We start from the raw sequence: 2,271 nt of genomic DNA on the forward strand, positions 1-2,271 counted from the left end.
GCTTATTTTACTTTTAATGCTTACTCGAGTAAGGACATTATTATATTTTATTTAAAAAGGAGTTTGTTTTATATCAAAAATCCAAGAGAACCTCATATAGATGCTTTACGGTGAGGTTTTATATCAATAAGATTTTGCTTTTCTAATAAAAAAAACTCGCCAATTACTATTAACGGGTTCTGATACCTGTCACAAAACGTAAAAATGTAAATGAAAATGGCCATCAAATTGTAGTTGTAATTGATGGCCTATTTTTGTTGATATATATGGCATTATGGCAATATTATTATTTGTATTTGTAGTACAATTTGTATACGAAATTGCAGAGTTACAGAACTTTCTGTAAGTATACAATTTACAGTACATTTTCACTTACAAATTGTTGAACATAAATTTGCCAATAAATATGAGTTAAAGGATATGAAAATGAAAATCAAACCGAAGTTTGATTCTTCCTTGGTTGATAAATCACTTGATCAGACCCTTTTCACAAGGATACAAATAAATAATTCAGTCCTGTGAGTTGATATGTGAAGTGATTTAAAATAAACAAAGCTATTTTGGTATATATGTTAAAATTTGACTAAAAATTGCAAAGTTTGTGAAAAGGTATTCTTAAACTAACTCACCCCTTAGTTTAAGTGTAATTATTCACAATCTGCATTTTTATTGTAAGGTGGGTGGATTTTCCAGGTTAATGCATCTTATTAGTGAATATCCATTGCCTCCACACAAATTGACCCTCACTATTAGGTAGTAGGGGATGCATGTATTTATCCTCTACCACTTACGTAAATTTAACTGTCAGGTGAGAATTCTTGCTAGACCGAATGCAACTGCTGCAGCAAGTCCACCAGTAATCATCGTTTGAAAAGCACTCTTCACCGGAGAAGTTCCAGTAAACCTTCCTTTTACATATCCAAAAATCAGTAAGGCAATAAGTGTGACAATAGCAGAAACCATTAATGCTGTTGAAGGTTTATGAAAGATGAAATATGGAAACAAAGGGATTATCCCTCCGACAATATAAGAAATAGCAATGGTAATCGCACTGTTTCTCGCTCTTGTTGGCTCCGGCTTTTCTAGCCCCAATTCAAATTTCATCATAAAATCCACCCATTTTTCAGGGTTCTTTTTCATGGTTTTAGTAATCGATTTGATTTGGTCTTCTTCAAGCCCATATTCCCTAAAAATTCCAGATACTTCTTCTTCTTCACGCTCTGGTAGTTCTATTATTTCGCGCCGTTCACGGGCAAGTTCGGATTCGTAATGTTCCGCATCTGTTTTTCCTGCCAAATATCCGCCAAGTCCCATGGCAATTGACCCTGCTGCAATTTCAGCGCCTCCGGCAGTGAGAATTAATGTTGTTGTATCAACAGCACCGGACAAACCAGCAGCTAATGCAAACGGTACGGTTAATCCGTCTGACATACCAATGACAACATCTCGAATGAAGTCAGATCCAGAAAAATGTTCTTCTACGTGATGTAGGTGTTGATCCATTTATTCACCTCCAATTTAACTAATGTAACACGAATAAAAATCGATTAATCATCACAAGTTTTAATTAAATGAGGGATTAAGTTAAACAAATGAGGTTGTCTCTGCAAAGACCCCAATTCTTATTATGCTAAAAAGAACATATAAATTATTCAGATATGGGAGTACTTAGTTTGATTGTGAAATGTTTCACTTAAACTAAAGGGTGCTTTAGCGAAAGAAGAGATAATAAAAAGCAAGGCTTAGAGGAAAATTCTTTAGGCCTTTTTCTATGTGAATTGAAATCTGAATTATGTTGTAAAAACCTTTGAAGAGTATTGCGATTTTCTGTGTTATTTAGCAATTCGAACCGAAAAAACACTCCAAAAAAATAGATACCTTGATATAAAAAGAAAATGACATAACCAATTCATACGTCATTTCAATAAACAAAAAGCACCGCATTTTATGGTGCAATTAGTTATACATATTTCCATACATTAGTTAGTACAAATAAAGGTTTTGTAACAGATATCAGAACCCGTTAAATTACTATGGCGAGTTTTACTTTTGTATATACCACTAACGACGCCAATACGACTGTAATTTCAGCGCGTATTTTATGAAAAGCACCTCAAAACGGAACCCTTTATTGTTACCGGCGAGGCCTTTTTTCTCCTCTTCGGTAACATAAGACCCCTCTTTGTTACCGAAGAGGGCTTTTTTCCTCATCCATGGGCACAAACACAAAAAAACAACCTATTCAGGTTGTCCTTTAAAAGTGCCTGGCAA

General features: G+C 34.4%; 1 protein-coding gene. It reads right to left on the reverse strand.

Annotated features, from left to right (window positions below; genetic code table 11):
• Positions 1–804 precede the first annotated feature (804 nt).
• Positions 805–1,503: a VIT1/CCC1 transporter family protein gene (locus tag BDR01S_RS24435; RefSeq protein WP_066259436.1), complete on the reverse strand. Its 699-nt coding sequence runs from the start codon at positions 1,501–1,503 to the stop codon at positions 805–807.
• Between the last annotated feature and the right edge of the window lie 768 nt (positions 1,504–2,271).

It is taken from the genome of Neobacillus drentensis NBRC 102427, from assembly GCF_001591445.1.
GTDB classification, from domain to species: Bacteria; Bacillota; Bacilli; order Bacillales; family Cytobacillaceae; genus Neobacillus; species Neobacillus drentensis.

Excerpts from the sequence above, each read along its gene's own strand:
- BDR01S_RS24435 (WP_066259436.1), bottom strand. The coding sequence starts at position 1,503 with ATGGATCAACACCTACATCACGTAGAAGAACATTTTTCTGGATCTGAC.